The 25,283-nt window shown below is 59.3% G+C and carries 20 protein-coding genes and 1 tRNA gene; 13 read left to right on the forward strand and 8 right to left on the reverse strand.

From position 1 onward, the window contains the following. Window positions 1-465: 465 nt before the first annotated feature. Complete coding sequence (gene mgtE / locus AC1DU9_RS24640) at window positions 466-1,908, forward strand: magnesium transporter (protein ID WP_223459284.1); 1,443 nt, start codon at window positions 466-468, stop codon at window positions 1,906-1,908. A gap of 100 nt (window positions 1,909-2,008) precedes the next feature. Here the strand turns inward: mgtE and AC1DU9_RS24645 are convergent, their stop codons facing one another. The 3 genes from AC1DU9_RS24645 to AC1DU9_RS24655 form a co-directional block, all read right to left on the reverse strand. Beyond that, on the reverse strand, window positions 2,009-2,335 hold the full coding sequence (locus AC1DU9_RS24645; protein WP_028620557.1) for an Arc family DNA-binding protein: 327 nt from the start codon (window positions 2,333-2,335) through the stop codon (window positions 2,009-2,011). A 411-nt stretch (window positions 2,336-2,746) separates the two neighbouring features. Then, entirely contained in the window at window positions 2,747-2,926 is a 180-nt protein-coding gene (locus AC1DU9_RS24650; RefSeq protein WP_223459281.1) for a PA3371 family protein, read from the reverse strand. 23 nt (window positions 2,927-2,949) lie between these two features. Beyond that, window positions 2,950-3,183, reverse strand: coding sequence for a hypothetical protein (locus AC1DU9_RS24655; RefSeq protein ID WP_223459279.1), 234 nt, complete (start codon window positions 3,181-3,183; stop codon window positions 2,950-2,952). A 290-nt stretch (window positions 3,184-3,473) separates the two neighbouring features. On the opposite strand from AC1DU9_RS24655, the gene AC1DU9_RS24660 reads away from it, so the two are divergent. Both AC1DU9_RS24660 and AC1DU9_RS24665 read left to right on the forward strand, forming a co-directional pair. After that, window positions 3,474-3,550: transfer RNA gene (locus tag AC1DU9_RS24660), tRNA-Arg, on the forward strand. Between the two features lie 266 nt (window positions 3,551-3,816). Next, the gene (locus tag AC1DU9_RS24665; RefSeq protein ID WP_477810915.1) at window positions 3,817-10,257 is read left to right on the forward strand and encodes a DUF5801 repeats-in-toxin domain-containing protein; all 6,441 of its coding nucleotides are present in this window, start codon (window positions 3,817-3,819) and stop codon (window positions 10,255-10,257) included. 285 nt (window positions 10,258-10,542) lie between these two features. Here the strand turns inward: AC1DU9_RS24665 and AC1DU9_RS24670 are convergent, their stop codons facing one another. Further along, window positions 10,543-11,259: a response regulator transcription factor gene (locus AC1DU9_RS24670; protein WP_457266169.1), complete on the reverse strand. Its 717-nt coding sequence runs from the start codon at window positions 11,257-11,259 to the stop codon at window positions 10,543-10,545. 875 nt (window positions 11,260-12,134) lie between these two features. Here AC1DU9_RS24670 and AC1DU9_RS24675 point away from each other — a divergent pair. From AC1DU9_RS24675 to AC1DU9_RS24690, 4 genes are all read left to right on the forward strand, one after another. After that, complete coding sequence (locus AC1DU9_RS24675) at window positions 12,135-13,739, forward strand: tetratricopeptide repeat-containing response regulator (protein WP_223459782.1); 1,605 nt, start codon at window positions 12,135-12,137, stop codon at window positions 13,737-13,739. After that, window positions 13,736-14,428, forward strand: coding sequence for a sensor histidine kinase (locus AC1DU9_RS24680; RefSeq protein ID WP_223459780.1), 693 nt, complete (start codon window positions 13,736-13,738; stop codon window positions 14,426-14,428). Before AC1DU9_RS24675 ends, AC1DU9_RS24680 begins: the two co-directional genes overlap by 4 nt. Before the next feature lie 201 nt (window positions 14,429-14,629). Further along, window positions 14,630-15,874, forward strand: a complete 1,245-nt coding sequence (locus AC1DU9_RS24685) for a glutamine synthetase family protein (RefSeq protein ID WP_223459800.1) — start codon at window positions 14,630-14,632, stop codon at window positions 15,872-15,874. A 70-nt stretch (window positions 15,875-15,944) separates the two neighbouring features. Then, a complete protein-coding gene (locus AC1DU9_RS24690; protein WP_223459778.1) occupies window positions 15,945-17,303 on the forward strand; it encodes an MFS transporter in 1,359 nt (452 codons plus the stop codon). 63 nt (window positions 17,304-17,366) lie between these two features. Here AC1DU9_RS24690 and AC1DU9_RS24695 read toward each other — a convergent pair whose 3' ends face one another. The 4 genes from AC1DU9_RS24695 to flgA all read right to left on the reverse strand — a co-directional run bounded on the left by AC1DU9_RS24695 (window position 17,367) and on the right by flgA (window position 19,974). Then, the gene (locus AC1DU9_RS24695; protein WP_223459776.1) at window positions 17,367-18,113 is read right to left on the reverse strand and encodes a flagellar brake protein; all 747 of its coding nucleotides are present in this window, start codon (window positions 18,111-18,113) and stop codon (window positions 17,367-17,369) included. Window positions 18,114-18,205: 92 nt separating this feature from the next. Continuing rightward, window positions 18,206-18,673, reverse strand: a complete 468-nt coding sequence (locus AC1DU9_RS24700) for a flagella synthesis protein FlgN (RefSeq protein WP_223459774.1) — start codon at window positions 18,671-18,673, stop codon at window positions 18,206-18,208. A gap of 48 nt (window positions 18,674-18,721) precedes the next feature. Then, on the reverse strand, window positions 18,722-19,048 hold the full coding sequence (gene flgM / locus AC1DU9_RS24705; protein ID WP_223459771.1) for a flagellar biosynthesis anti-sigma factor FlgM: 327 nt from the start codon (window positions 19,046-19,048) through the stop codon (window positions 18,722-18,724). A 167-nt stretch (window positions 19,049-19,215) separates the two neighbouring features. Continuing rightward, window positions 19,216-19,974 carry a flagellar basal body P-ring formation chaperone FlgA gene (gene flgA / locus AC1DU9_RS24710; protein ID WP_223459769.1) on the reverse strand — a complete coding sequence of 253 codons (759 nt, stop codon included), beginning with the start codon at window positions 19,972-19,974 and terminating at the stop codon, window positions 19,216-19,218. Between the two features lie 83 nt (window positions 19,975-20,057). Between flgA and AC1DU9_RS24715 the strand changes: the two genes are divergently transcribed. The 6 genes from AC1DU9_RS24715 to flgE all read left to right on the forward strand — a co-directional run bounded on the left by AC1DU9_RS24715 (window position 20,058) and on the right by flgE (window position 25,187). Further along, on the forward strand, window positions 20,058-21,023 hold the full coding sequence (locus AC1DU9_RS24715) for a chemotaxis protein CheV (protein ID WP_223459767.1): 966 nt from the start codon (window positions 20,058-20,060) through the stop codon (window positions 21,021-21,023). Between the two features lie 12 nt (window positions 21,024-21,035). Then, the gene (gene cheR / locus AC1DU9_RS24720) at window positions 21,036-21,863 is read left to right on the forward strand and encodes a protein-glutamate O-methyltransferase CheR (RefSeq protein ID WP_007980127.1); all 828 of its coding nucleotides are present in this window, start codon (window positions 21,036-21,038) and stop codon (window positions 21,861-21,863) included. Window positions 21,864-22,231: 368 nt separating this feature from the next. After that, the gene (gene flgB / locus AC1DU9_RS24725; protein ID WP_008051530.1) at window positions 22,232-22,639 is read left to right on the forward strand and encodes a flagellar basal body rod protein FlgB; all 408 of its coding nucleotides are present in this window, start codon (window positions 22,232-22,234) and stop codon (window positions 22,637-22,639) included. Between the two features lie 3 nt (window positions 22,640-22,642). Beyond that, complete coding sequence (gene flgC, locus AC1DU9_RS24730) at window positions 22,643-23,086, forward strand: flagellar basal body rod protein FlgC (protein WP_007980123.1); 444 nt, start codon at window positions 22,643-22,645, stop codon at window positions 23,084-23,086. A gap of 15 nt (window positions 23,087-23,101) precedes the next feature. Beyond that, window positions 23,102-23,824, forward strand: a complete 723-nt coding sequence (flgD, locus tag AC1DU9_RS24735; protein WP_223459765.1) for a flagellar hook assembly protein FlgD — start codon at window positions 23,102-23,104, stop codon at window positions 23,822-23,824. A 31-nt stretch (window positions 23,825-23,855) separates the two neighbouring features. After that, window positions 23,856-25,187, forward strand: coding sequence for a flagellar hook protein FlgE (gene flgE / locus AC1DU9_RS24740; protein ID WP_317851118.1), 1,332 nt, complete (start codon window positions 23,856-23,858; stop codon window positions 25,185-25,187). Window positions 25,188-25,283 lie beyond the last annotated feature (96 nt).

Consider the following 25,283-nt stretch of genomic DNA (forward strand, 5'->3'; position numbering starts at 1 on the left):
GCCTGCAACGCAGCCTGGCCAGCTTTAAGGCACAACCCGAAGGGCCGGGCCTGCTGTTGTGCAGGGCTGTGTTGCTCGAAGCTGATTTGGAATGACCAAACTGCGCTTCTCGCGCCTTGCCCTGCACAACAGCAGACCCGGCGCGGTAGGGAAACTAATTGAGAACGCCCCCTAGGGTAGTGGCTACAATTTTCGAGGGGTGGTGTGTTTTCTTTTCAGAATGCGTCGTCGCATTTTCATGAATCAGGAGATGCTCAGGTTTGTTGTGCAAGCGCTTGTTTCAGACGAGATTTTTTAACGTTTAAAACCGTCAGGCGGTGTATCATTGCGCCCGTCAGCCCCGCCGGGGCTTGTGGAATACCTCCATGGACTTACCCAGTAGTTACTCAGTACCCCGTTTTACCAATCATGAATTGACTGATTGATCCTTCCGGCGTGCCCCGCTGCTGGGAGTGGAGTTCGCCTATGTCCGATGTTGAAGTAAAGAAAACGCAGGAAAGCTTGCAGGATCGCCTGGCTCAGGTGGTTGAGTTGTTGCAGCGCCAGCGAGTGGTAGAAGACCTGACTCACCGCCAGGAAGGCCCGCATCATGACCGGGTCGAGAACCTGGTCCACCGGCAGAACCTCGTCGAGTTGCAGCGCAAGCTCGATGACCTGCACTCCGCCGACGTCGCCTACATCCTTGAAGCCTTGCCGCTGGACGATCGTCTGACGCTCTGGCAGCTGGTCAAGGCCGATCGCGACGGCGACATCCTTCTTGAAGTATCCGATTCGGTTCGTGAAACCCTGATCGCCGACATGGACGATCACGAGCTCCTGGCAGCCGCCAAGGACATGGATGCCGACGAACTCGCTGACCTGGCTTCCGAGCTGCCGCGAGACGTCGTCCATGAGCTCATGGAGACCCTCGACCAGCAACAACGCGAGCGCGTGCGTTCGGCACTGTCCTATGACGAGGAGCAGGTCGGTGCGCTGATGGACTTCGAGATGGTGACCATCCGCGAGGATGTCAGCCTCGAAGTGGTCTTGCGTTATCTGCGCCGTCTCAAGGAGCTGCCGGGCCATACCGACAAGCTGTTCGTGGTCGACTACGACGGCGTCCTCAAGGGCGTGTTGCCGATCAAGCGTTTGCTGGTCAACGATCCGGACAAACAGGTTTCCGAGGTGATGGCCAGCGATCCGGTGAGTTTCCACCCGGACGAAGACGCCTACGATGCCGCCCAGGCATTCGAGCGTTACGACTTGATCTCCGCGCCCGTGGTCGACAAGAACGGCAAGCTGATCGGCCGTCTGACCATCGATGAGATGGTCGACCTGATCCGTGAAGAGAGCGAAAGCGAAGTTCTCAACATGGCGGGTCTGCGTGAAGAAGAAGACATTTTTGCGTCGGTCTGGAAATCCCTGCGTAACCGTTGGGCCTGGCTGGCGATCAACCTGATTACCGCGTTCGTGGCTTCTCGGGTCATCGGTTTGTTTGAAGGGTCGATCGAGAAGCTCGTGGCGCTTGCGGCGTTGATGCCGATCGTGGCGGGGATCGGTGGTAACTCGGGTAACCAGACCATCACCATGATTGTTCGGGCCATGGCGCTGGACCAGGTGAGCACCGGCAATACCTCGCGCCTGATGCGCAAGGAATTGGCGGTCGCGTTGATCAACGGCGTGATATGGGGGGGAGTGATCGGTGTGGTTGCCTACCTGCTCTATGGCAGTTGGTCATTGGGCGTGGTGATGACTGCCGCGATGACGCTCAACTTGCTGCTGGCGGCGTTGATGGGGGTCTTGATCCCGATGACCCTGGCGAAGATGGGGCGTGACCCTGCGATGGGCGCCAGTGTGATGATTACGGCCATGACCGACAGCGGAGGCTTTTTCATCTTCCTGGGGCTTGCGACAATCTTCCTGCTCTAAAGTCCGTTTCACTAAAACCCGCCGTCAGGCGGGTTTTTTGTGCCCGGATTTCGGGCAAAAAAAAGCCAGCGATCAGGCTGGCTTGAGCTTTCTGGCGGAATCAGGACGCGTCAGCGGCCAATTCAGCATCATGAGCGATCAGTGAAACCAGGGCGTTCTGCTGGCGGTGGGAGAGTTGGCGGAAGCGCTGCAGCAGCTCCCGTTCGTGCAAGGAAAGCTCCGGGCTGTCCAGGCGCATGCTCAGCTCTTCTCCCAGTGCACCTTCCTGAATAAGACTTTGCTCAAGGCGCGCAATGATTTCGGAGTTCATGCTGCGATGATGATTGCGAGCCACCTCGGCAATGCGTTCACGCATTCCGTCTGGCAGACGTACGACGAACTTGTCAGCCGTACGGCTGGAATAAATTGCCTGTTTCAATGGGCGCATATATTTAACCGGTTAGTTCAGGGGAGCGGTTTTCGGGATTGGCCGCAGGATGTCTGGTAGGACAAGCGCTCTGACCAAATGTTCAACCTGAATTGATAGAGGCGCGCATCATGCCTCAAGCAAGCCAGATCCTTGGCGTCAATTCTGTGACAAATATTGAACTGTATAAAGGCGTTCTGCCAGCACCAATTATCAGAAATGCGAATTAGTTTGAAAAGTTCGACCGGACCGTATCGTTCAGCGCGCCTGCACCCGACGAAAGATTTCTGACGGGTCGCAAAGGCGGACTCGATCACTGCTCCTTGCCTTTACAGGATAGTGGCAAATGGCCGATTTACTAGGGCGAGTCGTATGGAGGGGGTGAATTCAGGATGGATGGCAGGCCTTTGCGCCGGATCTGCCATACCTGGATTAACGCAGGACCGGATCAAACTTGATCTTGCGTCCGGCAATCAGTGCGAGCACGAACAGAGCGCTGAATACACCACAGGCAATCAGGGGGAGGGTGACGACCATGTCCTGGGTCAATGACAGATGAAAAATGCCGCTCAACAAGGCGAGGATAAAAAAGCTCACGGCTGATTTGGACATGCTGTGCTCCTGGTGAGGGTCATTCAAAATACCAAGCGCTCGGCAGACGGAGCCGGTACCAGAATGGTTTCCTGGCTGACTTCCTGACTGACAAAGCCGTGCTGGCTGCTCATCACGGCCAACTGCGGCGCTTTCTGCAGTTGAAGGTAATGTGGCATTCGCTGGGCAATCTGCGTAGCACCGCTCTCGTGGGTAAAATGAAAACCCGGCAAAACCGTCAGAGCGATTGCACTCGAGAGTAAAAGGGCGCTGTTCATGAGGCGGCCTCCGTTGTTCTGTGAGAACAGCTGAAGCAGCTCGCATGCCAGAGTCTATCGACAATTAAATTCTTTAAAAACAAAGAATTAGGATATTTTTGCGAACACCGGGTCTTGCATTTTGCAATGATGGCTTTTTGCAGTAATGCAATTTGCAGGGTAAACAAGTCCGCGCCTGGCCGAGGCGTCTGCCTACACTTAAAAAGCCCAACGGACGACATGACAAAAGCCGGCCCGGCCGTTAACATGCACGCCGTCCATCGCGCCGCGTTTCTTCGCGGCCGACTTGTGTCCCAGTAGCTCAATTGGATAGAGCATCCCCCTCCTAAGGGGAAGGCTGGCAGTTCGAACCTGCCCTGGGACACCATATTTCGCAGCTCCCCCCTGTTTCAACGCTTCATTTTCACGACCTGTAGATAAAGTTCGACAAATTCTTGCGCCCGGGATTTAACGAATCCATCAACCCTACCTTCGCGACTTTCCTTCTCCCCTCCCAAGTAGTCTGAAACTCCCATCCCGCCTGGGAGTATCGGCCGATGTGCATCCTCCGGTGCTTGTTCATAGTTGTGACCAATAGATCAGAAAATGGTCCAAGGTCGACCCCCGATGACTGGACCCGMTCAGGAGAAAGTCATGACTATGCGCAAGAAAACCTCATCGCCAACGAATGACCTGGCCAATAACGTCGGTGACCATCCTTCACCCGTCAACCACGACTGGACTTTTACCTACATTCCGACCGTCACCACCGACCTTAAAGACTACGCACCCGGCAGCACCGCCATCATCACGGCCAGCGGTTTCGCCGCCGGCAGCACCGTGACGCTCGAAGTGGACCACGCCGTCGGTGCCGGCGCGGATGGTGTGTGGGGTACGTCCGACGACGTACTCAATACCAATATGGGCGCGGGGCACGAGCCCTGGTCCGTGACCGACGGCGGTGCCGGCGATCTCGACGGCCAGGTCAACGGCAGCGTCACCACCTCGTGGTACGTGAATCCCGACGACTCGGCAGGCGCGACGTTTCTGCTCACCGCGAGCTCTGCCGGCGCCGACGGTGTGGTCGGCACCGGTGACGACGCCGTGGCGACAATGTCGTTTACGGACAGTGTTTTGAGCGTCGTGGCGACCGGCGAGGACGTTACGCTGGACGAAACGGCCGGGTTGCAGAACGGCACAGCCACTCCAGGCCCTGTGGGAGACGCTGACGACAACGACATTCTGGTGGCGTCCCTGCCCACGACCTTCGCTAACCGTTTGACCGGGCTTGGGGCAGGCACCGCAACGGGGGCGGCCTTGAGCGGCTATACCGGTGCCGTGGGCAACACGGGCAGCAATGCGTTCACCATCACCTCTGCACCCGGAGCAAGCATTACCGATGTCAGCTTCGTGGGCAGCACTGGAGTACCGCTCAATGGCGTGGTCAGCGGGCTGTTTACCCTCGACGGCACCAGCATCCTTCTCTATACGGATACGAACAACAACATCGTTCTGGGCCGAGCCGGGAGCGCAAGCGGCGCGATCGTGTTCGCAGCCTTTATAGAAGAAACCGGATCGCCGGTCACGGGCGGCAAGATCTGGACCGTGGAGTACCAACCGCTCCGGCATACAGATGCTACGAACGCCGATGATTCGCTCAATCTGCTGAATAAGGTTTTCATCGGAGCCAGCCAGGACCTGGAGTTCAGTCTGGCCAATGCGCCCTCGGGTCAGAACCTCTTTCTGATGTTTACGACGGCGACCCCGACCGTTGTCAACGACGGTGGTGTATTGCGGATCACGGACCCCACCATCATCGCCACCGGCAAGAACCCTGCAGACCAGTCAAGCGGCGCCAATATCACGACTGGCGACACGATCAATACCAGCCAGGCGGGTGGCCCCACCACCTTCGGCACCAACAATCAGATGATTACGGAACAGGAGGGTATCCGTTTTTCGTTCGTCACGGGTGCCAGGCAGAATGTGACCATTCCCAATCTGGATCAGAACGAAGCCGATGTTGAATCCAACGTCGACTTTACCAACGTGTTCAATGCTAAATCGGCCAGTTTCGACGTCGTGCAGTTGCAAGGCGGCAAGAGTGCCATGGTAAGAGTCAGCGCATTCAGCACCGCTGCTGAGCCTGGCGTGAATTTCATCAACGGATATGCGGGTGATACGTCGGTTGCAATCACCAATATTCGCGTCATCAACAAAAGCACCGGGCAGGTGCTCGAGAACTCAGACGGATCGGTGAATAGCCCGAGCATTGTCATCAGTACTGTTGGCGGGGTTGCAACCATCACCGGCGTTTTGGCCGGCTACCAGATTCAATACACCACAACGTCGGATCACAACCGCGTACTCGTCGAGAACGGGGCGGCCGTCGACGCCAAGGGTACTGACCACGCCGATTTTGATATCGGTGGCTTCAAGTTGGTCCAGGCCTCTATTACAAAAACCGAAATCGGCTCCAAGATCATCTTCGACGACGACGGGCCAAGCATCAGCACCACGGGTGTGGAGCCAACGCTGACGGTGGACGAGACAGTACTGGCGACCAACGCCACCCAGAGCTTTGCCGCCAACTTCAACTCGGCGTTTGGCGTTGATGGTGCGGGTACGTTGACCTATGCGCTGAACGTGGTGGCCGGAGCCTCCGGGCTGATCGACACGGCCACGGGCGACGCGGTGAACCTGTCGCTCAATGGCGCCGTGGTCGAAGGCCGCACGGCCACGGGCAATCTGCTGGTGTTCACGGTCAGCGTGGCGGCCAATGGCAGCGTCACGCTCGACCAGAGCCGTGCCGTGGTGCATGCCAACACAGCCAATCCTGATGACTCGACGAGCCTGACCTCGGACAACCTGGTGACACTGACCGCAACCAAGACCGACAGGGACGGCGACAGCGCCCAGGCGACGCTGAACATCGGGCAGAACCTGGTGTTCAAGGACGATGGGCCAAGCATCAGCAGCACCGGGGTGGAACCGACGCTGACCGTGGATGAGACGCTATTGGCGACCGACGCCAGCCAGAGCTTTGCCGCCAACTTCAATCCGGCGTTTGGCGCCGATGGTGCCGGCACCCTGACCTATGCGCTGGGCGTGGTGGCCGGAGCCTCCGGGCTGACCGACACGGCCACGGGCGAGGCGGTGAACCTGTCGCTCAACGGCACGGTGGTGGAGGGGCATACGGCCCTCACCAACCTGCTGGTGTTCACGGTTAGCGTGGCCGCCAATGGCAGCGTCACGCTGGATCAGGTCCGGGCGGTGGTGCATGCCAACGCCAGCAATCCGGATGATTCGACGAGTTTGACCTCGGACAATCTGGTGACGCTGACGGCGACCATGACCGACAAAGACGGCGACAGCGCCCAGGCGACGCTGAACATCGGGCAGAACCTGGTGTTCAAGGACGACGGACCAAGCATCAGCACCACTGGCACGGAGCCGACGCTGACCGTGGACGAAACGCTACTGACCACCAATGATACCCAGAGCTTTGCCGCCAACTTCAATCCGGCGTTTGGCGCCGATGGTGCCGGCACGCTGACCTATACGCTGGGCGTGGTAGCCGGAGCCTCCGGGTTGACTGACACGGAGACGGGCCAGGCGGTGAACCTGTCGCTCAATGGCGCAGTGGTCGAAGGCCGCACGGCCACGGGCAACCTGCTGGTGTTCACCGTCAGCGTGGCGGCCAATGGCAGCGTCACGCTGGACCAGAGCCGCGCCGTGGTACATGCCAACGCCAGCAATCCGGATGATTTGACGAGTTTGACCTTGGACAACCTGGTGACGCTGACGGCGACCATGACCGACAAAGACGGCGACAGCGCCCAGGCGACGCTGAACATCGGGCAGAACCTGGTGTTCAAGGACGACGGACCAAGCATCAGCAGCACCGGCACGGAGCCGACGCTGACCGTGGACGAAACGCTACTGACCACCAACGATACCCAGAGCTTTGCCGCCAACTTCAATCCGGCGTTTGGCGCCGATGGAGCCGGCACCCTGACCTACGCACTGGGCATGGTGGCGGGGGCCTCCGGGCTGATCGACACGGCCACGGGCGACGTGGTGAACCTGTCGCTCAACGGCACTGTGGTGGAAGGCCGCACGGCCACGGACAACCTGCTGGTGTTCACGGTCAGCGTCGTTGCCAATGGCAGCGTCACGCTGGACCAGAGCCGGGCGGTGGTGCATGCCAACGCCAGCAATCCGGATGACTCGACAACTCTGACCTCGGACAACCTGGTGACGCTGACCGCGACCATGACCGACAAGGACGGCGACAGCGCCCAGGCGACCCTCAATATCGGGCAGAACCTGGTGTTCAAGGACGACGGTCCGAGCATCAGCACCACCGGCACGGAGCCGACGCTGACCGTGGACGAAACGCTACTGACCGCCAACGATACCCAGAGCTTTGCCGCCAACTTCAATTCGGCGTTTGGCGCTGATGGGGCCGGCACGCTGACCTATGCGCTGGGCGTGGTGGCCGGAGCCTCCGGGCTGATCGACACGGCCACGGGCGACGCGGTGAACCTGTCGCTCAACGGCACAGTGGTCGAAGGCCGCACGGCCACAGACAACCTGCTGGTGTTCACGGTCAGCGTGGCGGCCAACGGCAGTGTCACGCTCGACCAGAGCCGCGCCGTGGTGCATGCCAACGCCAGCAATCCGGATGATTCGACGACTCTGACCTCGGACAATCTGGTGACACTGACGGCGACCATGACCGACGGGGATGGCGACAGCGCCCAGGCAACGCTGAACATCGGGCAGAACCTGGTGTTCAAGGACGACGGACCGAGCATCACTACCATTGGGGTGGAGCCGACGCTGACAGTGGACGAGACGCTACTGGCGACCAACGATACCCAGAGTTTTGCCGCCAACTTCAATCCGGCGTTTGGCGCCGATGGGGCCGGCACCCTGACCTATGCGCTGGGCGTGGTGGCGGGGGCCTCCGGGCTGACCGACACGGCTTCGGGTGAGGCGGTGAACCTGTCGCTCAACGGTGCAGTGGTGGAAGGCCGCACGGCCCTCAGTAGCCTGCTGGTGTTCACGGTCAGCGTGGCTGCCAATGGCAGCGTCACGCTGGACCAGAGCCGCGCCGTGGTACATGCCAACGCCAGCAATCCGGATGACTCGACAACTCTGACCACGGACAACCTGGTGACGCTGACCGCGACCATGACCGACAAGGACGGCGACAGCGCCCAGGCGACGCTGAACATCGGGCAGAACCTGGTGTTCAAGGACGACGGACCAAGCATCAGCACCACCGGCGTGGAACCGACGCTGACCGTGGACGAGACGGTACTGACCACCAACGATACCCAGAGCTTTGCCGCCAACTTCAACTCGGCGTTTGGCGCCGATGGAGCGGGGGCGCTGACCTATGCGCTGGGCGTGGGGGCGGGGGCTTCCGGATTGACGGACACGGCCTCGGGCGACGCGGTGAACCTGTCGCTCAATGGCTCCGTGGTCGAAGGCCGCACGGCCACGGGCAACCTGCTGGTGTTCACGGTCAGCGTGGCCGCCAACGGCAGCGTCACACTCGACCAGAGCCGGGCGGTGGTGCATGCCAACGCCACCAATCCGGATGATTCGACGACTCTGACCTCGGACAACCTGGTAACGCTGACGGCGATCAAGACCGACGGGGACGGCGACAGCGCCCAGGCGACCCTGAACATCGGGCAGAACCTGGTGTTCAAGGACGACGGGCCGGCGCTCAGTTTCGGCAACCTGATCGGGACCGGTAGCGTCCTTGCGCAATCCGGGTTCTGGAATATGGCGGCGGGAGCCGACGGGCTGGGTGCGGCCGGTCTGGATATCTCGCTGGTCAATGACCAGTTCACTCTCATCAGGCCAGACAACACGACCACGACCGGGACCGGCACGCTCCACGAGCTGGCGTCATCACCGGATGCCAATGGTGCGTACCAATTCGCAGGAACCTTGACCGGTGATTTCGACAACAACGCCGCAACGGCGAATACCACCGTCGACTATACGCTGAGTGCCTATGCCGATGGCCGCTATGCACTGGATCTGGTGCAGGGCTTCAGTTCGACGATCGTGCACAGCAGTGCCAACGGCTCGCTCGATCCCGGCGGTCCGGATTCGGTGCACACATTGTTGATCCCTCAGACGAATGACCCGACTATTCCTTCGGCGTCCGAGGAGATCGTGTTCTTTTCCGCGAAGGCGCTGGCGTCGACTGCGGACATCCTGACTGGCATCGGGCTCGGAGCACCCGACCCCACCGAAGCCGCGCTACAAACCAACCCGCTGCCGTCGTACATCGACCCGGCGTCCATGTTCGTCAGCACGGCCGGCATCGGCGTCGGCAATAACGTTTTCCAGGGAGATAACCTGGCGGCAATCAGCGCCGCCGATGAAAGTTTTGTCATCAACCCAGAGAGCCTGCTGACGGGCATGAAGGTCTTTATCGACAACTCCGTGGCGGGTTACAACACGGCGACCGAAGACCTGTACTACAGGATCTACTATGCGGATGGCACGCATTCGAACCTCGTCGAGGTGAACACCCTGACTCCGGAAGCTGGCGGGCAGGTGTCCTTCCTCATTGCGAAGGAGGGTACGCAACTGATCGACGCTGTTCAGCTGACGATGGGCCGGGGCGATGTCAAGATCCCGGTGATCCAGTTCATTCAGCAGAGTGAGAGCCTGGCCAGCGATGTCCAGCTGGCATTCAGCGCGACGCTGACGGACAAGGATGGGGACTCGGCGACAAGTACGTTTGACGCCAACCTGTTCGCCAACGACCCGGGCAATGCACTCTTCGACTTCACGCTGGTTGGCACCGGCGGTGAGCGAGATGCCTTCAACGTCGATTTGTCAGTCAATCAGAACCGCTACCAGGTCACCGGCTTCGATGTGGGGGCGGGCGTGCAAGACAAGCTGGTGCTCAACGGCGACCCGAACGCCGTTGTCCAATCGATCAACAACACTGGCGCGGACAGCGTCGTGACGGTTGCCGAGACTGGCGGACAAACAACGACCATCACCTTGGTCGGGGTCGATGTTCAGAATACCGACATCTTTTTTGGCAGCGCCTGAGGTATTGCGCGTGTGAAAGGATGTGAGGGTGGCCCAGGAAACCACCCTCGCATTTTTCTGCAGTTCCAATGCGAGATTCGCGTGATCGCAGCCGCGGTGAACTATCGAGCAGCACAAGGCTTGAGGAGCGCGGCGGGGGAGATACAGGTCAATGCGGCAGGATGTATCGAGAGCGACATCGGCATTGCGGGGGCACCCTGTTCCAGGTCGCCGTCAAGGATGGCGACAGGGTAACGGCCTACTCCCTGAAAGTGAGGGGCAGACCGTCTTGTATCGACTTGAAATTCATTCCAGTTCCACCCAGGTGGAGGGCGGTGCTTCGTTGTGGGTGAGCCCGTGTTTGAGCGCATACATCAGCAAGTCGATGCGGTTGATGAGATCAAGCTTTTGATAGATGTTGCTGAGGTGGTTGTGCACGGTGTGCTCGCTGATCCCCAGGCGTCCGGCGATGCTCACATATTTGGCGGACGGTTCGCCCACGATGGCGCGAATCAGTTCTCTCTCGCGCAGGGTCAACCGCGCCTGTTTCGCCTGCTCTCGATTGCATTTCAAGGGGATATGCTCGGTCGCGGCATAGCCGCGAAGGCCGCCAGCCCAGGCTCTATCCATTGCGATGTCGTTATGGTGGACCTTGAGGATGGCCTGGATAATCGATTCTGTCGGGTCTTCCGCCAGCACGATGCCGTGAGCGCCAGCTTCTATCGCCTGGGCGGCGGGGACGGCTTCGTACAGGCCCTTGAGCAGCAGCACTTTCATGTCGGCGATACGGGTGAGTCCCGCGACGACATCCAGTGGATTCAGCGCATCCGGAAAGAAACTGAAAAAAATGACATTGGGCCGCAGCTGATCGGCAAGATTCAGTGCATGGGTATAAGTGGTGGCCTGGCCTGTCACTTCCATCCGGGGCTTTCTGGCATCAATCAAGTCGTGAAGGCCCTTGAGTACGAGGGGACGACAATCGATCAACATCACGCCTATTGGCTTTTCCTGGTCAGTGATCATCTTCCTGACCTCCTTGAAAAACCAACGATGGCCTCCACTCGCAGGCCTTCCCGGGTCAGCCACTTGCTCGCTGAGTCGCCGCGATTGAAGGACAGATTTGAACGCCGGGAGGCCGTGATGGTGCTTGTCCAGTCATTGGCAACCACGGGCCATGGGGCCATTTCCGTCAACAGCATCGGCAAGAGGGGCGAACGTTTCCAAAGGGCAGGTAAAGCCCGAGAGAGGAAATAAATACGAACAATGTTCAATGGATTGCACATGATGATGGACTCCCGCGCGCCTCTCAACGGAGTCTAGGTCAGCCCGGAGCGCTGCCAGCCTGCCCGTCCGTCAGTCCTCGATACAACCCGGTACGGGCAGGCCTGGGCGATGTTCTCAAAGAGGGGGGGTAACCCTCGAAAATCAAGGTATTAGACTCGCCACCGTGGGCCTGCGACGAACGTCTGATTCTGATCAAAATCGTCAATTAATCGACGAATGGCGTGCACTTAGGAACACCAATATCGACTTAGTCAATTTGTCGGCTAATTCTGCCTGGCCAGCCACCGGAATTTGCTGATGTTCATGTATTGCTGGTGTTCACGTATCAGCATTTTTTTTGTGCGTGAGGTGTCGTTTTCAGTAAGGGCTTCGCATATTCAGAATGAGCGTCGGGGAAGGTTCTCAAGGGAACGCTGTTGCTGGCCGATAACCCGGGCAGTCAGGGACTTGTTCGTCTCTTTCGGTCGGCATGGGGGGCTCATTGTCTATGAGAAGGTGTTTGATAGCCTAGTGCCACCCGTTATCATCTGCGCGCCAAAACAAGGGCTGCGAAGTTGAGTCCGTCCGTGTATTTGCCTTTGGGTTCTTCTTCTTAAATTGCCTGGAAATCTTCGATGCTGTCGTATCACCAAAAGCGTTTTCTGATCGTCGATGATTTCTCGGACTTCCGCAGTTCGGTCAGGTCGATGCTGCGCGAACTGGGCGTCAAGGAAGTGGACACTGCCGATACCGGCGAGCAGGCGCTGAAAATGTGCTCGCAGAAGGCCTACGATTTCATCCTGCAGGACTTTCATCTGGGCGACGGCAAGAAGAACGGCCAGCAGGTGCTCGAAGACCTGATGGAAGAAAAGCTGATCAGCCATGAAGCGGTGTTCGTCATGGTCACCGCCGAAACCAGCCAGGCCATGGTGCTCAGTGCGCTGGAGCACGAGCCTGATGCCTACCTGACCAAGCCGTTCAACCGTTCCAGCCTGGCCCAGCGCCTGGAGCGCCTGGAGCAGCGCAAGACCCTGCTCAAGCCGATCCTGCAGGCCCTCGACCGCGGCAAGCCGATGGAAGTGCTCAACGCCTGCATCGCCCTGTGCAAGCAAGACATCCGCTATTCGCCACTGTGCCTGCGCTATCGCGCCGATGCCCTGCGCGACCTCAATCAGAACGAAGCGCTGGAGCGCCTGTACGACGGCATTATTGCTGACCGCCCATTGCCATGGGCGTTTGCCGGGTTGGGCAAGTTGCTGTTCAAGCGCGGTCAGGTCGCGCAGGCCAAAGGCATTTACGAAAAAGCCCTGAAAGTCTTCCCGATGATGCCGTCGCTGTATGACGGCATGGCGGACGTGCTGGTCGCCGAAGGCGATACCAAGGGTGCACAGCGTGTTCTGGAGGAAGCGATTCGCCTGTCGCCGCTGGCGGTTCGCCGCCAGGCGTTGCTGGGCAAGCTGGCGATGACCAACGAGGATTTCGACACGGCGGCCAAGGCCTATCGCCAGGCTGTGAGCCAGGGTGCGCAGTCGCGGTTCAAGGATGCCGAGAGCAACCTCGGCCTGGCCCACGCCTTGATCAGCAAGGGCAGCGAAAGAGGCCTGGACACGCGGACCCGCCTGGAAATCAATACCACATTGAGCGCCGTGGCCAAGGAAAACCCTTCCGATCCGGGCCTGCAAATCCGCGCACGCCTGATGAAGGCCACCAGTCTGTTGCTCAACGATGCCGAGACGGCTGACAAGCTCACCGAGCAGGCCTTGTTGCGTCTGGATGGCATGGAGCAATTCATGAGTGCCGAAGCGGCGTTGCTGGTAGCCAAACAGCTGAAAATGCTCGGGCAGACCGAGGCCGGTACCGCGATGCTGAAAAACTGCGTGGAAATCTACGGCGACGATCCGGTGGTGATGAAGGACATCGCCAAGCAGACTGACGACCCGAGCATCCTCAACTCCGGCAACGCCGCCGCTGAACTCAACCGTCAGGGCGTGCGCGTGTACAAGACCGGCAATCTGGTGGAGGCGCGAGCGGTGTTCCGCAAAGCCCTGGCGATGCAGCCGAAGAACATCAGTATCGCCCTGAACCTGGCGCAGTCGTTGTTGCACGGCACCGATACCGGCGTTCCTTCAGCGGAGCTGGAAGAATGTCGGAGCTGCCTGAAAATGGTCGGCCTGATGCCCGACTCCGACGCGCGTTATCCGCGTTACCAGAAGCTGAAAAGCAAGGCGTTTGGCCAATGAACGACAACCAACAGGCACTGGATTTCTCCACGGTGATTGCCTCTACCGTGCACGACATGAAGAACTCGCTGGCCATGCTGATGCAGGCCCACAGCCAGTGGCTGGCGCGATTGCCGCAGGCGGCGCAACAGACACCGGAGCAGGGCGTGATCGACTTCGAGTTCGCCCACCTCAACGGCATGCTGGTGCAGTTGCTGGGGCTGTACAAGCTCGGCGTCAACCAGATGCCGTTGCAGCCGGCCTACCATGAACTGGACGACTTCATCGAAGCGCAACTGGCTTGCCATCAGGAAGTGTTCGCCAGCCGCGGCATCATGGCTACCTATGAAGTGGACCCGCTGAGCCCGTTGGGTTTCTTCGATCGTGAGTTGATCGCGTCGGTATTGGCCAACTGCATCAACAATGCCATCCGCTTTGCACGGCATGCCGTTTTGATCAGCGTCAGCGATGAAGCGGGGCAACTTGTATTGACCATCAATGACGATGGCCAGGGGTATCCGGCGCAGATGATCGAGCGCCAGGCCGATTACGTGCAGGGCATCAATCAAAGCACCGGAAGTACCGGGTTGGGCCTGTACTTTGCCGGACGAATTGCCGCGTTGCATCAGCGCAACGGCGTCGGCGGACGCACCGAAATCGGCAATGGTGGTCCGTTGGGCGGTGGGGTGTTCCGCCTTTACCTGCCCTGACTGGCAGCATATTTATCGACGCTGCTTGAAATTCCGAACACGCGGAGCCTATTTTGTACGGTCGCCGTTCGCGGCTCGCACAATAACAAGGATTGCGTCATGACGACCGTTGGCCTGAGTTCACTCGCGCAGCGATTGACGGGCATCGATGAAGTTGAGTGTGTCACGCCGGATTTGAACGGCGTTCCACGGGGCAAAGTGATGACCAGCGAGGGGTTTCTCGACGGTCGACGTTTGCAGATGGCGCGGGGCGTGCTGCTGCAATGCATCATGGGCGGATACCCGCCGGCGCGGTTTTACGGCAGCGATGATGGCGACCTGGCGCTGATTCCGGACCCGGCACAAATCCACCGCCTGCCCTGGAGCAATCCGCCGCGCGCTTTCGCCATTTGCGACGCGAATGAACTGGGCACCACCACCAGCTCCAGCCTGTCGACCCGTGGTCAGCTCAAGGCCGTGATTGCCCGTTATGCAGCCCGCGGCCTGGCGCCCGTGGTGGCGACCGAGCTTGAGTTCTTCGTTTTTGCACCCAATACCGACCCGACTCAGTCGTTCCAGCCACCGCTCGGGCTGGATGGTCGTCGCGAGAATGGTCAGTCGGCGTTCAGTGTCAGTTCCAACAATGGGCTGCGACCCTTCTTCAATGAAGTCTACGAGTGCATGGCTGCGTTGGGGCTGCCCCGCGATACGTTCATGCACGAAATGGGCATCAGCCAGTTCGAAATCAATCTGCTGCATGGCGATCCATTGCTGCTGGCCGACCAGACGTTGCTGTTCAAGCACTTGCTCAAGGAAGTTGCCCTCAAGCACGGCCTGAGCGTGGTGTGCATGGCCAAGCCGCTGGCGCATACGCCAGGCAGTTCGATGCATATTCACCAGAGTGTCGTCGAGATCGATTCGGGGCAAAACGTGTTCAGTGATAAGGCGGGGCAGGAGACGGCAACCTTCCGTCACTTCATTGCCGGCCAGCAAGTGTGCATGGCCGACTTCACTGCGTTGTTTGCGCCGAACGTGAACTCCTATCAGCGCTTGTGCCACCCTTACGCCTCACCGAATAATGCCTGTTGGTCCTATGACAACCGGGCGGCCGGCTTGCGCATACCGGCCAGTTTGCCGGTGGCCCGTCGGGTTGAGAACCGCTTGCCGGGGGCCGATGCCAATCCATACCTGGCGATTGCCGCAAGCCTGGCGGCGGGGTTGCATGGCATCGAGAACGCGTTGGAGCCGAGTGCGCCGATCCAGGGTGAGTTCGAAGTGCCGGACAATCTTTCGTTGCCCTGTACCTTGCATGCGGCACTGGAGCGTCTGAAACGTAGCCAGTTGGCCAAGGAACTGTTCGGTGCGGAATTCATCGAAGGCTACATCGCTTCGAAGACTCTGGAACTGAGCAGTTTTCATGATGAAATTACTCCCTGGGAACGGCGTGTTTTAGCAGCCCAGGCCTGACGATCCGTCGACATCCGGCTATCGTTTAGCGATAGCCGATTCTCACTGCAAGGAGCCGCGCGGAACGCCGATGCGCCAAATCTGGAAATCCTTTCGAGCACTGTATTTCGCTTCGCTGATGATGTTGATCGGCTCGGGCCTGCTGAGTACTTACCTGGGCCTGCGCCTGGCGGCCGACCATGTCGACAGCCTGTGGGTCGGTGCGTTGATGGCCGCCAACTACTTCGGCCTGGTGCTGGGGGGCAAGATCGGTCACCGGTTGATTGCCCGGGTCGGGCATATCCGGGCCTACTCGGCCTGTGCCGGAATCGTCGGTGCGGCGGTTTTGGGCCATGGCCTGATCGATTGGCTGCCGGCCTGGCTGTTCCTGCGGGTGATCGTCGGCCTTGGCATGATGTGCCAGTACATGGTGATCGAGAGCTGGTTGAACGAACAGGCCGAGGCCAAGCAGCGCGGGTTGGTGTTCAGCGGTTACATGATCGCCTCTTACCTGGGCCTGGTGATGGGGCAGCTGATTCTGGTCATGCACCCGGCGCTGGGGCTGGAGCTGCTGATGCTGGTTGCCCTGTGTTTCGCCCTGTGCCTGGTGCCCGTGGCCCTGACCCGGCGGATCCACCCTGCACCCTTGCATCCGGCGCCCATGGAGCCACGGTTCTTTATCAAGCGTGTGCCGCAGTCATTGAGTACGGTGCTGGGGGCAGGGCTGATCGTCGGTTCGTTCTATGGTCTGGCGCCGCTGTATGCTTCGCAGCAAGGTTTGTCCACGGAGCTGGTCGGTCTGTTCATGGGTAGCTGTATTTTTGCCGGGCTGCTGGTGCAGTGGCCGTTGGGCTGGTTGTCCGACCGTTACGATCGGGCCGTGTTGATCCGCAGTTTCGCATTCAGCCTGGCCCTGGCCGCACTGCCGCTGGCGATCATGCCGCAGGTGCCGTTGGAGGTTCTGTTTATCGCCGGTTTTGTCTGTTCGTTGGTGCAGTTCTGCCTGTATCCGTTGGCGGTGGCGTTTTCCAATGACCATGTCGAAGGCGATCGCCGGGTGTCCCTGACGGCAATGTTGCTGGTGACCTACGGCGTTGGCGCGAGTATCGGGCCGCTGGTGGCAGGCGTGCTGATGAAGTTGTTCGGCAGCCAGATGCTCTATGCCTTCTTCAGTTTCTTTGCGTTGGTGCTGGTATGGCGGATTCGCCCGAAAGCGGTGACCAACCTGCATCAGGTCGACGACGCACCGCTGCATCACGTGGCCATGCCGGACAATATGACGAGTTCGCCACTGGTGGCCTGCCTCGACCCGCGGGTCGATGAGCAGGTGGTGCAGGAGCAGATGTGCAATCCGGTGAATCCGGAGCCGTCAGCCGAACCTGAAGACGATCAACCGCCGCAAGACCCTGACTCGGGCCGCGAGCAAAGCTTTACCGAGGCCAGGCCTTAAATTCAGTGCATAAAAAAACGGGCAGTCACCGCCAGGGACTGCCCGTTTTTTGTTGACGCTCTATCAGAGATCGTCTTTGTCGAAGCGACGCGCTTCGCGTTGCAACTGGTAGACGAAGCGTTCGACCTGACGCTGCACCAGCCCGCTCATGTTGTGGAAGCGAATGCCGGCGAAGGTGGTGGAGATCTTTTCTTCGAAGTGCAGATAACGCAACTCGACCGGCGCGGTCATCTTGCCAAAGGGCAGTTCGGCGCTGAAGCGGTCGTAAACCTGACCCAGTTGCAGGCTGCCAGTGATGTCGCCGTCGAAACGCAATTTGCAGCCGGTAGCGGAAATATCCAGCAGCTTGCCGCTGATCGGAGCCTTGAGCTTTTCGCCATCGAGGTTGACGTTGACCAGTTGTGCCAGCTTCAGTGCTGCACGGAATGCATTGCGGCGCTGGTGGTACACCACTTCATCGGGAAGGGCGCCGCGATAGCAGCGGCTGCCACCGGATTCATCGATGGTCAATCGGCCGTTGCTTTCCCAGGCAATGCGTACGCCTTCGTGGAAGCCTTCGACCCTGAACGGTTCGCCCGCCATCAGGTAACGCTCGCCATCACGGGGGATCATTTCGTCCAGGGCAATCATATTGCTGTCACGGTCCAGGTCCACCAGGTAACTCTGGAAACGCTGGCTGCGCTCGTGGAACGTAATGATCAGCGGGTCATGGCTTTCGAGCAGCTGGCGCAGGTTGCTGGAGATTTCCAAGGGCGTGGAGAGCACCTTGGGTGGCTGCGGAGCATCATCCACGGATAAGGCATTGGACACGGTTAATCAATCTCCAGACAAAATTTGACTACGGCAGGCTAGCAGTTTGCCAGTATGTTGCGCGTCTTGATAGAGCGGGGGCATTGACCGGTTCATGCCTGACTGAGCGGGCGTGGCTTGGCAAGCCTGGAGAATGTTCCGCTGGCATCGTAAAGCGCCGGGGTTTCACCGCCGGTGAGGATTTTCAGCTGGGTGGCTGTAGCGGCCTGCTGGGTGAGGATCGACTGGCCGTTGTTGGCGTTGATGGCCTGGCACTGGGCCAGGAGATCGGTCAGCACGTCACTTTGCGCCAGCAACTGGTCGCCAATGCTCGACTGGCTGGCCAGTTGCTCAAGACCGCCACGGTTGGTCGGCAGGTTGAGGCTGGCGAGAATTTCACTGCGCTTGCGGCCATGCTGTTCGAGCAACACGACCAATGCCTGTTTCTGCGCCAGGATGTCCTCGAGCAATGGCATGTCGCGGCCATGCAATGCGAGGGATTCGGTCTGCAGTAATTCCAGCAGGTGTTGCGCTGGAGCAAAGTCGTCGGTGATCAGTTGCAGTAGATTAGTGTCGTGCATGGCTGGCCTTGGGTTTTAAGCGTCCAAAAGCCTGGCGCCGGCGGTGGCCTAGCGCTGGGCTTCGAAGTTGAGCAGTTTGCTGGCTACACGGTTGCTGTCGACTTTATAGCTGCCATCGGCAATCGCTGCTTTCAACTCGGCCACGCGGGCGTTGTCGACGGCGGGTTGATCGCGCAGCTTGTCAGTGACCTTCTGCAACTGTTGAGCCTCATCGCTGAGATGTACCGATTCCCCGCTTTTGACGGTACCGGCCTGTTCGGCCGCGGACTCCAGCGGCGCGGATTTGCCGGTTTCGGCGTTTTCCTTGCTGGCGCTGGTACGTGTACTGCCCGTAAGTGACGAGGAGCTGTTCAAACGGCTGAAATCGATGACCATGATAAAAAACCTCTGGGAATTTGGACGCTTGCCATGGTTTCGGCCATTCCCTGGAAAACTTTAGGCCCATTTATCAATGAACCTCGCGCGCGCCAGCGCTTGCCCTGCATGGAGCACAGTCTAGGGAACAGCCGGGGCAAGCGCCACATTCCGATGAGCAGGGAGCCTTACATGGACACTTCCACCTGCCCCGGCGCCATGACCTGCGCCTTGATGACTCGCTGGGAATTGAGGTTTTTCACCCGGATCTGTTCGCTCAGGCTGCCGTTTGACAGGGCTTCGCCCGGCATGCGTACGCTGAGCGTACCGCTGCGGGCGGTAATCACCACCTGATCACCCTTGCGGATGACCTCGGCCTGTTCGATATGCACCAGGGTAATCACCTGGTCGGCGACCATTGGTCGGGTCAGTCGCTGCCCGATAGCCTGGTCCAGGGAGGTCAGGTAGCCCTGGCCGATGAGGCTGATATCGCGTTCGCGCAGGACCACATCCAAAGGCTCGACAATGTTGGCGCGGCGCAGTGGCCGGGCGCTGGTCACGACATCGCGAAACAGGCGGACTTGAGCGGGTACGAACACGGTCCAGGGGGAGGCGCCCTCGCAGCGGACCTTGACCGTGACCCGACCCAGCGGCTTGGGACTCTCAAGGGTTGCTGTCAATTCCTTGTCGCACATGGGCATGTGCATGCGCGGATCGAGCGGGTTGACCTGGATCTCGTAGCGGCCTTCCGTTTGACTGGTAGCCAGATAGTCTTCTACGGTGAATTCAAGAAAGCCCTGAGTGACGCCGATAAGCATGTCAGGCAAGGTAACCGCGTCAGCAAGGGCAGGGCTGCCAGCGTTGAACAGGCAAACGGCCGCCAGCACGCCGAGCAATTTGCGGCAGGGTGTGGTCAGGCGTCGGAAAAATGTCGGTTCTGTGTTCATAACGATTAAAAAAGCAAGCGCCGTGCCGTTTAGTGATGAAGGCACGTCGCAACAACACTTGGCGTTGGTGTAGGAGTCTGGGCATGGCTGGTGTAATGGATTCGGTGAACCAGCGCACGCAACTGGTGGGGCAGAATCGCCTTGAGCTGTTGTTGTTCCGTCTCGACGGCCAGCAGCTGTACGGGATCAACGTGTTCAAGGTTCGGGAGGTGCTGCAATGCCCCAAACTGACGCTGATGCCCAAGTCCAGTCCTGTCGTGTGCGGCGTGGCGAACATCCGGGGGGCGACCATTCCGATCCTCGATCTGGCGATGGCGACCGGCTCCGGTGCTTTGAAGGACAAGAACAATCCCTTCGTGATCATCACGGAGTACAACACCAAGACCCAGGGTTTCCTGGTTCGCTCGGTGGAACGCATCGTCAACATGAACTGGGAGGAGATCCATCCGCCACCCAAGGGCACCGGTCGCGATCACTACCTGACGGCGGTGACGCGGGTCGACAATCAGTTGGTCGAAATCATCGATGTCGAGAAGGTGCTGGCGGAAGTGGCACCGACGCCGGAAGCGATTTCCGTCGGCGTGGTGGATGTCGAAACCCAGCACAAGGCGCTTTCGTTGCGCGTGCTGACGGTCGACGACTCGTCGGTGGCGCGCAAGCAGGTCACGCGTTGCCTGCAAACGGTCGGCGTCGAAGTGGTGGCGTTGAACGACGGTCGGCAAGCGCTGGACTACCTGCGCAAACTGGTCGACGAGGGCAAGAAGCCGGAAGAAGAGTTCCTGATGATGATCTCCGACATCGAGATGCCGGAAATGGACGGGTACACCCTGACGGCGGCAATCCGCAACGACCCGCGCATGCAAAAGCTTCATATCATCCTGCATACTTCGTTGTCGGGTGTGTTCAATCAGGCGATGGTCAAGAAGGTCGGTGCCGATGACTTCCTGGCCAAGTTCCGTCCTGATGACCTGGCATCCCGGGTAGTCGACCGGATCAAGGCAGCAGATATCAGCCAGGGGCCCGCGCCCCTGGCGGTCAACACGATTTAAGAGGCGGCATCATTGTCTACGGGTAATTTGGATTTCGAACAGTTCCGGGTATTCCTGGAAAAAGCCTGTGGCATTTTGCTCGGTGAAAACAAGCAGTACCTGGTCTCCAGCCGTCTCAACAAACTGATGGAACAGCAAGGCATCAAGTCTTTGGGTGAGCTGGTTCAGCGCATGCAGACGCAACCGCGCAGCGGTTTGCGCGAGCAGGTGGTAGACGCCATGACCACCAACGAAACCCTGTGGTTTCGTGACACCTACCCGTTTGAAGTCTTGAAGAACAAGGTACTGCCCGAAGCGATCAAGGCCAGTCCCGGCCAGCGCCTGCGCATCTGGTCGGCGGCGTGCTCGTCGGGCCAGGAACCGTATTCGCTGTCGATGTCCATCGACGAGTTCGAGCGGGTCAACATGGGCCAGTTGAGGATGGGTGTGCAGATCGTTGCCACCGACCTGTCCGGCACCATGCTGAACAACTGCAAGACCGGCGAGTACGACAGCCTGGCCATCGGCCGCGGTCTGTCGCCTGAGCGTCTGCAGCGTTATTTCGACCCGAAAGGGCCGGGACGCTGGGCGATCAAGGCGCCGATCAAGAGCCGGGTGGAATTCCGTTCCTTCAACCTGCTGGACAGCTACGCGAGCCTGGGCAAGTTCGACATCGTGTTCTGCCGCAACGTGCTGATCTACTTCTCCGCCGAGGTGAAGAAGGACATCCTGTTGCGCATCCACAGCACGTTGAAGCCGGGGGGGTACCTGTTCCTCGGTGCTTCCGAAGCGCTGAACGGTTTGCCGGATCATTACCAGATGGTCCAGTGCAGCCCGGGGATCATTTACCAGGCGAAGTGATTTCGTTGGTATTGTCAAAAAACGGGAGCCCTCAGGGGCTCCCGTTTTTTTTTGCCTGATGATTTCTTGCAAACGCTGCTGGCCCCTGTGGGAGCGAGCTTGCTCGCGATAGCGTCCTGACAGTCGAGTTCAGCGTTACCTGACACACCGCAATCGCGAGCAAGCTCGCTCCCACAGTGGTTGGCGGTGTTCTGAAAAGGGTAAGGAGGCGGCAGAAAAGCGGCATGCGGCGGAAAACCGTTGCCGCTTTTCTGGCATTGCCGCGTTGCCATGGCCGGCAAAGCCCCGGTTTCCGGGCTTTTTTGAATTGGCATGGGGCTTGCTAAGTTGATCCTACGAAAAATCAGGTCACCCGAAGGTTTCCCGACATGAGCATCAGCTTCGATAAAGCGCTCGGTATCCACGAACAAGCCCTGGGCTTCCGCGCCCAGCGTGCCGAAGTCCTGGCCAACAACATCGCCAACGCCGATACCCCGAACTACAAGGCTCGGGACCTGGACTTCTCGAAAGTGCTCGCTGAGCAAAACGAGAAAACCAAAAGCGGTACCTTCGCCTTGAACATGACCAATAGCCGTCATATCGAAGCTGAAGGCCTGGGCAATGGCGACGAGTCGTTGCTGTATCGCACGCCGATGCAACCGTCGATCGACCAGAACACCGTGGACGCTCAGCTGGAACAGTCGAACTATGCGGAAAACGCGATCGGCTTCCAGGCCAGCTTCACCCTGCTCAACAGCAAATTCAAAGGGCTGGTGTCAGCCCTGCGCGGAGAGTAAGCCATGTCTCTATCCAGTGTTTTCAACATTGCCGGTAGCGGCATGAGTGCGCAAACCACGCGTTTGAACACCGTCGCTTCGAACATCGCCAACGCCGAGACGGTTTCGTCGAGCATCGACCAGACCTACCGCGCGCGTCACCCGGTGTTCGCCACCATGTTCCAGGGCGGCCAGAGTGGCGGCAGCGACTCGCTGTTCCAGAGCCAGGATGCCGCAGGTCAGGGCGTGCAGGTGCTGGGTGTGGTCGAAGACCAGAGCAACCTCGAGGCGCGCTACGAGCCGAACCATCCGGCGGCCGATGCCAAGGGCTACGTCTACTACCCGAACGTCAACGTGGTTGAAGAAATGGCCGACATGATTTCCGCGAGCCGTTCGTTCCAGACCAACGCCGAAATGATGAACACCGCCAAAACCATGATGCAGAAGGTCCTGACCCTCGGTCAGTGATAAGGGGCGACTCAGATGAGTGTTACCGATTCCACCAGTGGTTTGAGCCTCAATGACATCCTGGCCAACTCCTCGATCAAGACCAACACCACGACTGACGGCCTCGCGTCGGCAACCGGCAGCGCCACGGGCAACAAGGCCCTGGGCAAGGATGCGTTCCTGCAGTTGCTGGTGACCCAGCTGAAAAACCAGAACCCGCTGGAGCCCCAGGACAACGGCGCGTTCGTGGCCCAGTTGGCGCAATTCAGCAGCCTGGAAGGCATCACCACGCTCAACAGCACCGTGAGCGGCCTGGCCAGCAACTACAACTCGTCCCAGGCCTTGCAGGCGTCGTCGCTGGTGGGCCGTTCGGTCATCGCGCCGGGTGACAAGGCCGTGGTCGATACCACCAAGAGCCTCAGCGGTACGGTGGTGGTGCCGTCTTCGGTGGCGTCCGCCACCCTGAAGATCACCGACTCAACCGGCAAGACTGTGCGCACCATCGACCTCGGTTCGCAGAAGGCCGGCAACGCCAGCTTCATCTGGGACGGCAAGAACGATGCGGGTGAGACAGTACCTGCGGGCACCTACACCTTCGGCGCCACGAGCACGATCGATGGCCAGTCCGTCGCGTTGATCACCAACCTGCCCGCGACCGTCAACAGCGTGACCATCAGCCAGACCGGCGGTGAGTTGATGCTCAATCTGGCCGGGCTGGGTAGCGTTGCCCTGTCCAAAGTACAAACCATTGGTATGTAGAGCCGACTAACACGGCACAAAGGAGTGGATGATGTCTTTCAATATCGGCCTTAGCGGTCTCTATGCAGCCAATAAACAACTGGACGTGACCGGCAACAACATCGCCAACGTCGCGACCACCGGTTTCAAATCGTCCCGTGCAGAATTCGAAGACGTGTACTCGGCGACCCGCCTGGGCACCGGCAGCAAGACCGTCGGCAACGGCGTGCGCCTGGCCAACGTTTCCCAACAGTTCGGTCAGGGTGACGTGAGCAACACCGGCAACGTGCTCGACATGGGTATCCAGGGCAACGGTTTCTTCGTCCTGAGCAACAACGGTTCGCTGACCTACACCCGTGCCGGTACATTCAAGACTGACAAGGAAGGCTACGTCACCAACAGCGACGGCACTGCCCGCCTGCAAGGTTACGGTGTGGACTCCAACGGCAAGATCGTCAATGGCGTGCTGACCGACCTGCGAATCGACACCTCCAACCTGGCGCCGAAGTCCACCAGCACCGTGTCGTCGACGATCAACCTGAACTCCACCTCGGCGGTGATCGACCAGACGGTTGCGGCGAACAAGTTCGACCCGTCCAAGACCGAGACCTTCACCAAGTCGTTCAGTACTCCGATCTTCGATACCCAGGGTAACCAGCACACCATGGATCAATACATGGTCAAGACTGGAGCGAACACTTGGGACACCTACACGCTGATCGATGGTCGCAACCCGGATGGCAGTGATCCTACCGTTACCGCTCCGGTTGCTTCGACCATGTCGTTCGATTCCACCGGTAAACTGACTTCGGTCAGCACGCCGGTGACGCCGCCAACCACGCCACCGACTTCGGTGATCAGCAGTGACCTGAAAATCACCAACTGGACCCCGGGCAGTGTCACCAATGGCGTCTGGACAGCCAACGGCGCCGCAGCCGATCCGGCTGGATTGACCATCGCCATGGCCAGCACCACCCAGTTCAACGCCGACACCGCGCGTTCGATTCCGGCACAGAACGGTTACGCCACTGGCCAGATCACCAACCTGACCATCGACGGCAGCGGTGTGTTGCTGGCCAACTTCAGCAACAACCAGACCAAGCCGATCGGCCAGATCTCCCTGGCCAGCTTTACCAACGAGCAAGGCCTGCAACCGGTAGGCGGTACCAGCTGGAAAGAAACCTACGCATCGGGCATTCCTGGTTACGATGCACCGGAAACCGGAACTCTGGGTTCCATCGTTTCGAACTCCCTGGAAGAGTCCAACGTCAATCTGACCAACGAACTGGTCGACCTGATCAAGGCGCAGAGCAACTACCAGGCGAACGCCAAGACCATCTCCACCCAGAGCACCATCATGCAGACCATCATTCAGATGACTTGATGCTGGATTGTGCTGTGCAAGGAGCCCCTCATCAGAGGGGCTTTTTTGTGATCTGAGGTTTTGTGTTGGATGTGATGGCCTCATCGCGAGCAAGCT

The sequence above is a fragment of the Pseudomonas sp. P4_C1 genome, from assembly GCF_056402155.1.

What these genes read in the sequence shown, in the direction of transcription:
- AC1DU9_RS24665 (WP_477810915.1), top strand. Translation starts at nt 3,817, where the DNA reads ATGACTATGCGCAAGAAAACCTCATCGCCAACGAATGACCTGGCCAAT.
- AC1DU9_RS24685 (WP_223459800.1), top strand. Translation starts at nt 14,630, where the DNA reads ATGACCAGCGAGGGGTTTCTCGACGGTCGACGTTTGCAGATGGCGCGG.
- AC1DU9_RS24690 (WP_223459778.1), top strand. Translation starts at nt 15,945, where the DNA reads ATGCGCCAAATCTGGAAATCCTTTCGAGCACTGTATTTCGCTTCGCTG.
- AC1DU9_RS24645 (WP_028620557.1), bottom strand. Translation starts at nt 2,335, where the DNA reads ATGCGCCCATTGAAACAGGCAATTTATTCCAGCCGTACGGCTGACAAG.
- AC1DU9_RS24700 (WP_223459774.1), bottom strand. Translation starts at nt 18,673, where the DNA reads ATGCACGACACTAATCTACTGCAACTGATCACCGACGACTTTGCTCCA.
- flgC (WP_007980123.1), top strand. Translation starts at nt 22,643, where the DNA reads ATGTCTCTATCCAGTGTTTTCAACATTGCCGGTAGCGGCATGAGTGCG.
- AC1DU9_RS24675 (WP_223459782.1), top strand. Translation starts at nt 12,135, where the DNA reads ATGCTGTCGTATCACCAAAAGCGTTTTCTGATCGTCGATGATTTCTCG.
- AC1DU9_RS24655 (WP_223459279.1), bottom strand. Translation starts at nt 3,183, where the DNA reads ATGAACAGCGCCCTTTTACTCTCGAGTGCAATCGCTCTGACGGTTTTG.
- flgB (WP_008051530.1), top strand. Translation starts at nt 22,232, where the DNA reads ATGAGCATCAGCTTCGATAAAGCGCTCGGTATCCACGAACAAGCCCTG.
- flgA (WP_223459769.1), bottom strand. Translation starts at nt 19,974, where the DNA reads ATGAACACAGAACCGACATTTTTCCGACGCCTGACCACACCCTGCCGC.
- mgtE (WP_223459284.1), top strand. Translation starts at nt 466, where the DNA reads ATGTCCGATGTTGAAGTAAAGAAAACGCAGGAAAGCTTGCAGGATCGC.
- AC1DU9_RS24715 (WP_223459767.1), top strand. Translation starts at nt 20,058, where the DNA reads ATGGCTGGTGTAATGGATTCGGTGAACCAGCGCACGCAACTGGTGGGG.
- AC1DU9_RS24670 (WP_457266169.1), bottom strand. Translation starts at nt 11,259, where the DNA reads ATGATCACTGACCAGGAAAAGCCAATAGGCGTGATGTTGATCGATTGT.
- flgD (WP_223459765.1), top strand. Translation starts at nt 23,102, where the DNA reads ATGAGTGTTACCGATTCCACCAGTGGTTTGAGCCTCAATGACATCCTG.
- flgM (WP_223459771.1), bottom strand. Translation starts at nt 19,048, where the DNA reads ATGGTCATCGATTTCAGCCGTTTGAACAGCTCCTCGTCACTTACGGGC.
- AC1DU9_RS24650 (WP_223459281.1), bottom strand. Translation starts at nt 2,926, where the DNA reads ATGTCCAAATCAGCCGTGAGCTTTTTTATCCTCGCCTTGTTGAGCGGC.
- AC1DU9_RS24680 (WP_223459780.1), top strand. Translation starts at nt 13,736, where the DNA reads ATGAACGACAACCAACAGGCACTGGATTTCTCCACGGTGATTGCCTCT.
- flgE (WP_317851118.1), top strand. Translation starts at nt 23,856, where the DNA reads ATGTCTTTCAATATCGGCCTTAGCGGTCTCTATGCAGCCAATAAACAA.